This is a genomic window from uncultured Dialister sp. (assembly GCF_900541605.1).
GTDB lineage: Bacteria > Bacillota > Negativicutes > Veillonellales > Dialisteraceae > Dialister.
Genome location: NZ_UQKJ01000016.1, coordinates 20,526 through 27,543 on the forward strand (window position 1 = coordinate 20,526; position 7,018 = coordinate 27,543).

3 protein-coding genes are annotated in these 7,018 nt (G+C 53.8%); all 3 read right to left on the bottom strand.

Features of this window, described 5'->3' with window-relative positions:
* Nucleotides 1–129: 129 nt before the first annotated feature.
* The 3 genes from QZR21_RS02340 to ileS all read right to left on the bottom strand — a co-directional run bounded on the left by QZR21_RS02340 (nucleotide 130) and on the right by ileS (nucleotide 6,563).
* A complete protein-coding gene (locus QZR21_RS02340) occupies nucleotides 130–1,719 on the bottom strand; it encodes an ABC transporter substrate-binding protein (protein ID WP_296098166.1) in 1,590 nt (529 codons plus the stop codon).
* A 386-nt stretch (nucleotides 1,720–2,105) separates the two neighbouring features.
* Nucleotides 2,106–3,044, bottom strand: a complete 939-nt coding sequence (locus tag QZR21_RS02345) for a dipeptidase (RefSeq protein ID WP_296098169.1) — start codon at nucleotides 3,042–3,044, stop codon at nucleotides 2,106–2,108.
* Nucleotides 3,045–3,719: 675 nt separating this feature from the next.
* Nucleotides 3,720–6,563 (bottom strand): isoleucine--tRNA ligase, encoded by a 2,844-nt coding sequence (gene ileS / locus QZR21_RS02350; protein ID WP_296100342.1) that lies wholly within the window; start codon nucleotides 6,561–6,563, stop codon nucleotides 3,720–3,722.
* Nucleotides 6,564–7,018: the final 455 nt, after the last annotated feature.

A 7,018-nucleotide genomic window follows, 5' to 3' on the forward strand; every position in this document is an offset into this window, starting at 1 on the left:
AGGGTAACAGCGGCTGCGCCGGTAAAGCAGAGTTGAGAGTTGAGGTCCAGCGGCTGCGCCGTACAACCATTCCTCATTTCTAAATCCCCATTCCTCATTCACACCGAAGCGATTTAGAACCAGCCGTTCTCACTCCTTCGTCAGATGCTCGAAGTCGTACATGCTGTCCAGCATGGGGTTGTAGGCGAAGCCTTTGATATTGGCCCGCATGGGGGTCAGCACCTTTGTTTGGAACAGGAAGAGATACGGCGCATCGTCGAAGGCGATCTTCTGGACCTTCCTGTAGATTTCCGTACGGCCCTCTTTGTCGGTCATCACTTCCGCCTGACGGAGGAGGCTGTCCGCTTCATCATTCTTATAGAAGGACCGGTTCCCCGGGAGGCCCCAGTAGGAAGAATCCATCCAGTAGGACAGGAAGAACTGGGGATCACTGTAGTCCGGGCTCCAGGTGCCTAAGGCCATCTGGAAGTCTCCTTTGTCTGCCCGCTGACGGAACGTAGCCCAGGCTACCTTTTCCAGGTTTACTTTGATACCCAGCTGCTGCAGGTTATTCTGGATAATCAGGGCTTCCGCCTCGTCGAAAGCAGCGTGGCCGGAGTAGAGGAGATTGATTTCCGTCACATTTTCCCCGGAGGCCGCCAGCAGTTCCTTCGCCTTGTCCAGGTTATAGGTGTATCCCGGCAGGGATTCATCCTTGCCCCACATGCCCTTCGGCAGGGCATTCGTGAGCTGTTCGCCCCGGCCTTTCACGGCACCGTCGATGATGGCATTGTAATCGATGGCATAGGACAGGGCCTGCCGGAATTTCTTATTGCTGGTGGGAAGTTTCTGGTTATTCAGGTACACAATGGAGCAGAGAAGGGACGGATCTTCATAGACATGGATGGCCTTATTGTCCTTCAGCTGGTCGATCTGGTCCATGGGAATGCCCTCAGCGATGTCGATATCCCCCTTCTCCAGCTGCAGCCGCTGGGCGGAGGGATCCTTGATGCTGTTGAAAATGACATGCTTAATGGAGGGCGCCTTGCCGGCATAATTTTTCTGTACGTCCAGTTTGATGGACTGGGACGGCGTGTAGGACGTGATCTCATAGGCACCGGAGCCCATGGTGTGGGTAGCCAGATAGGAGGATCCCATGTCGTTATCCCTGGCCTGGTCCATGACCTTCGGATTCACGATGGAAGACCCGTTCACTGCCAGGGTATAGAGGAAAGGAGCAAAGGGCTTGGACAGCTTGAATACCACCGTCTTATCATCGGGAGTTTCGATGGCGTCCACCACCTTGAAATAGTCCGATGGTCCTTTCTTCATCTGTTTCACCCGGTCAATGGAGAACTTCACCGCCTTCGCATCCACCGGGGAGCCGTCAGCAAACTTATGGCCCTCCTCCAGGGTAAAGGTCCAGGTGAGGCCATCGTCACTGACGGTCCAGGACTTGGCCAGGGACGGTTCCACGTCGGTGGAGGCCTTGCCGTTTTCCACCTTGTACTTCACCAGCCGTTCATAGGCAGGATAGGTGATCTGCCATCCCTTGTTATCCATGGTGACAGCGGGGTCCAGGGTTTCCGGATCCACCGGCATCCCCACTACGATGGTATCCTTCGGCACAGAACCGCCGCCGGAAGAACTTCCGGATGAACTGCCGCCGCAGCCGGCGAAACCGATAGCAGCCAGTCCAACCATGGAACCGAGAATCATTGCTTTCAGAAGTTTTTTCATAGTCTCTCCCCCTTACCAAAAAGAGCCGCACCCGTTTCCGAATGCAGCTCCATTGCCTTTTGAGACCACAAAGCCCTTCTTACCGGCGCCGGCCGATAAAAAGGGCTTCCTTGTCTCTTTATGAAATATACATACAGTATAAAGCAGTAAAGGGAAAAAGTAAATAGCCTGCGTACAGGGATCCCGGATCGAAATCGAGGCTGAGATCGAGGATAACAGCAGCTGCGCCGCAAAGAATTCAGAGTTGAAGTTCAGCGGCTTCGCCGCACTTCCCATCAATCCGTCCAGCGGCGAAGCCACAGTTCAATTTTATAAGGCGGCGCTTCCTGATTTGTGCGCCGCCTTATCCATTCCTCATTCCTCATTCCTCATTCCTAATTATTTTTTCATCCCAATATATCTTTCAGATACTGTTCCCCGTTCTGCCAGAAGATTTTTTCCACTTCTCCTTCATGGAAGCCGCCTGCTTTCAGGGCATCGGCGAGGCGGCCCATTTCAGAGGCGTCTTTCAGTTCCAGCTTCGGTTCGATACCGTCGAAGTCGCTGCCCAGGGCCAGCACGTCTATGCCTCCCACATTCCGGATGTGCCGGGCATGGCGGACGATATTTTCCAGCTTTGTTTCTTCCGAATTCCCGGTGAAATGGTTGGCAAAATTCAGGCCTATGAGGCCCCCTTTCTCTCCGAAGAGACGAATCAGGTCATCCGGCAGGTTCCGCTGATGGGCTGTTACCGCCCGGGCATCGGAGTGGGACGCCATGGGCGCCCGGCGGCAATGGAGAAGGATGTCCCGTGTTCCTTCGTCATTGAGGTGGCTCGTATCCACCACCATGTGCAGGGATTCCATGGCCTCCACGATTTCCCAGCCTCTGGCCGTGATACCCTTGTCCTTTCCTTCCATGCCGTTGGGCCAGCCGATTTCATTGGGATAGTTCCACGTAAGGGTCATGAGGCGGACGCCGTCTTTGTAGACCTGACGGAGCTTTTCCACGGAACCTCCCACCACTTCTCCCCCTTCGATGGAAAGGAGAGCCCCGATTTTCCCATCCTCCTCGGCCTCCCGGATATCTTCCCGGCTATGGATAGGCTGCAGCCGGTCTTTATAGAGGGCCGCTTCCTTTTTCCATGTGGAAAGGAGATCTTCATACCGGCCCCACACATCAGAGTCCTTCTCCCGATCCACCCAGAGGGCGAAGTCCTGGATGAAGCAGCCTCCCTTCTTCAGCTTTTTCAGATCCACGTAGAGGGAATTTTCCAGAAGATTCCCCTTTTCCCGATGATCATGGATTTCTGTAATCGTATCGCAGTGGAAATCTATATACTTCATGGCAGCCCTCCCGAATGCAAAAAGAGGCATATACCCCAAAGGATATATACCTCTTCGTACTTTTATGAACGTACTCCTATCATACCACAGGAGGCCGATTCTGTCAGTTGAAAAAGTGAGATAGTGCTAAAGCCTGTGGCGAAAAAGGAAGAGTTGAGATTTGAGATTTGAGATTTGAAATTTGAGAGTTGAGAGTTGAGGCCTCGCGGCTTCGCCGCAGTTGGAACCCCAATGACTCTGGCCGACTTACAACTCTGTGACAGAGGTGGAAAATTCACAGTATTCCAGAACACAAGAAAGATTTCTTCACTCCTCGAAGCTACAGCAATTCTGGACAATAGTGTCATACAAGATGCTTACCACCGCTCGAAATGACGGGGGTGGGAATGTGACAGGCATCAGAACCTGCTGCCATCTAAAAGGGGTCACAAGTCCAGCGGCGAATCCGTTCCCAGGTATCAAAAGGCGGCGCTTCCTATTTGTGCGCCGCCACATCCATTCCTCATTCCTAACTCCTAATTCCTCATTTTCCCGCGCCGCACCTCCCCCTCGGCCGCAGGCCGCTCCCCTTAAGCCACCTCCCCTCCAGCTATCAGCATACAAAAAAGGCCGGGGAAAATGGATTTCCATTTTCCCCAGCCCTTTTACAGCGGTCAGGCGCTTTGATTACGTTTCTTATTCTTCATCCAGCACGTGGGCGCAGCGAGCGCAGACGTGAGGATGGTTCGGATCACTGCCTACGTCAGGAGTCCGTTTCCAGCAGCGTTCGCACTTTTCGAGGGTGCACACAGCTACGCTGCACTTTACGGTGCCCTCTTCGTTGGAAGCGGCGCCTTCCGGAGCATCCTTCGTGCCTTCCACGATCTTTGCCTGGGAGACGATGCAGAAGTCAGCCAGTTCCTTTTCCATGTCCTTCACCACGGAGAAAGCTTCGCCGTCGGCGTATACTGTGATTTCCGCATCCAGCGGATGGCCGATGGTCTTCTTCTGACGGGCTTCTTCCAGGGCCTTCATGACCACCGTTCTCACAGCCAGCCGTTTCTGCCATTTTTCATCCAGTGCCTTGTCCAGGTACTTTTCATTGGCCTTCGGCATATCGGCCATATGGACGGACCATTCCCGTTCTTCCTTGTTCGGGAGGGCCTGCCATACTTCTTCCGCCGTGAAGCAGAGTACCGGTGCCACCAGACGGACCAGGGTGGTGAGGATTTCGTACATGGCGGTCTGGGCACTTCTACGAAGCTTGCCATCTGCCTTTTCGGTGTACAGGCGGTCCTTCAGGATGTCCAGGTAAATAGCGGAGAGGTCCACGGTGCAGAAGTTGTGGACTGCATGGTACATGACATGGAATTCGTAGTCATCGTACGCTTTGAGGACCGTTTCCTTCACCTGTTCCATACGGAGCAGGGCCCAGCGGTCCAGTTCTTCCATATCTTCATAGGCCACGGCATCCTTCTTCGGATCGAAGTCGTAGAGGTTGCCCAGGAGGTAACGGAAGGTATTGCGGATCTTGCGGTACACGTCGCTCATGGATTTGATGATCTTGTCGGAGAGACGGACATCGCCCTGGTAGTCCACAGAGGAAATCCAGAGACGCATCACGTCGGCGCCGTACTTGTTGATCACGTCCTGCGGAGCCACCACGTTGCCTACGGACTTACTCATTTTCCGGCCTTCGCCGTCCATGGTGAACCCATGGGTGAGGACAGCCTTGTACGGTGCATAGCCGTTGACTGCCACGGAGCAGAGGAGGGAAGAATGGAACCAGCCGCGGTGCTGGTCGGAACCTTCCAGATACAGGTCGCAGGGATACTTGACTCCTTCCCATTCCTTGTGGGGATAGCGGAGGACGCCGTTCCAGGTGGAACCGGAGTCAAACCATACATCCATGATATCCTTTTCCTTATGGAAATGGGTGCCGCCGCAGTGGGGGCATTTGAATCCTTCCGGAAGCAGTTCTTCTGCGGAGTGGGTCCACCAGGCATCGGTGCCTTCTTTTTCGACGATGTCTTCTACCTTCTTCATGGTTTCCGGTGTGATGACCCACTTGCCGCAGTCATCGCAGTAGAAAGCAGGAATCGGCACGCCCCAGGAACGCTGGCGGGAAATGCACCAGTCCTGGCGGTCACGAATCATGTTGTACAGACGGTCATGGCCCCAGGAAGGAATGAACCGGGTATCGTCCACAGCCTTCAGTGCTTTGTCCCGGAAATCATTGATGGAGGCGAACCACTGGTCCGTAGCCCGGTAGATGACCGGGTTCTTGCAGCGCCAGCAGTGAGCGTACTGATGGTGGAGGGACTTCTTGCCGAGGAGCATGCCCTTATGGGCGAGGAGGGAAATCACCGGACCCTCTGCTTCCCAGATGGTCTTGCCCACGAGGCCCATGCCCGCTTCTTCGGTCATCCGGCCCTTTTCATCTACGGGGCACAGGATTTCCTGTTTCAGCTTGCCCGCATTTTCATAGGTCTTGTAAACTTCAAAGTCGTCCACGCCGTGGCCAGGAGCGGTATGTACGCAGCCGGTGCCGGCATCCAGGGTGACATGGTTGCCTTCCAGTACGTATACGGTACGGTTGTATTCATCGAAGGGGTGCTTGAACTTGGCCAGATCCAGTTCAGAACCCAGCATTTCACGGCCTGCAAATTCGTAGTCCGTCACTTTGCATTCTTCCAGGGCCTTCGGTGCCAGTTCCTTGTTCATGAGGTAGTATTCATCGGCTGCCTTGTTGTGAACCCATACATAGGTGAATTTCGGGTTCACGGAAATGTACTGGTTGGCCGGGATGGTCCAGGGGGTGGTGGTCCAGATGACTGCAAATACCTTGGACTTATCAACTCCTTCCGGTTCCAGTCCATGAACATCGATCATGGGGAACTTCACGTAGATGGAAGGGGACTTGCGGTCCTTATATTCGATTTCTGCTTCCGCCAGTGCGGTTTCGCAGTTCGGGCACCAGTATACGGCCTTCTTGCCCTTGTAAATATAGCCTTTCCGAGCCATTTCGCCGAAGACTTCCAGTTCCTTCGCTTCCAGATGGGGATCAAAGGTTACATAGGGATGGTCGAAATCGCCGACCACGCCCATGCGGATGAAGTCCGCCTTCTGGATGGCGATCCATTTCTTCGCATAGGCCAGGCACTTCTTCCGGAGTTCCAGGGGCGTCATATTGGCCCGGTCTTCACCGGAGTCCTTCAGTACTGCATATTCGATAGGCAGTCCGTGGGTATCCCAGCCGGGGATATAGTTGGCTTCATAGCCGGCCATATGCTTGTAGCGGATAATGATATCCTTCAGAGTCTTGTTCAGGGCATGGCCGATATGAATCTTGCCGTTTGCATAGGGAGGGCCATCGTGGAGAACGAAGGTGGGGGCCCCATCCTTTCTTCTCTTTTCGATTCTCTGGTGATAAAGGTCGTGTTCCTTCCAGAAATCCACAAAGCCCGGTTCCTTTTTCGGCAGGTTTCCCCGCATGGGGAAATCGGTCTCCGGCAGATGTAAAGTCTTGCTGTAATCCATTTCCATTCCTCCTAAGGAAATCATTGATTTCCAAAATAAAAATTCCCGCCCCTGTAAGGGGCGAGAATCCAATTCCCGTGGTACCACCCTCATGACCTTTCGGCCACTTGGTACAGATAACGGTGTCCCGTCGGGGCTTTTCTTCCCCGAAGCTCCGAAGTGATCTTCCCGCAGGCCGAACGCTTCCTTTCACCGGTCGGAAGCTCTCTGTAGAACGGCACATACAGGACGTCTTCATCCACGCCTGTCAGTATTTTCTTATTTTACTTATATCGGCGAGGTAAGTCAAGAGGGAAATAGTCGTGGTACCTGTCCATCCATTCCACTGCAAAAGTCTCCAGCCATTAATGAGGAGTGAGGAGTGAGGAATGAGGAATGGTGGTTAAAATGGACCCCGAGTAGTGGACACATCCGAAAGTGAGGCCCCCGGATTTTGGACACTTCCTCACCGTTTC

Bases quoted from the DNA above. Each gene is read 5' to 3' on its own strand.
- QZR21_RS02340 (WP_296098166.1), bottom strand. From the start codon at position 1,719: ATGAAAAAACTTCTGAAAGCAATGATTCTCGGTTCCATGGTTGGACTG.
- QZR21_RS02345 (WP_296098169.1), bottom strand. From the start codon at position 3,044: ATGAAGTATATAGATTTCCACTGCGATACGATTACAGAAATCCATGAT.
- ileS (WP_296100342.1), bottom strand. From the start codon at position 6,563: ATGGATTACAGCAAGACTTTACATCTGCCGGAGACCGATTTCCCCATG.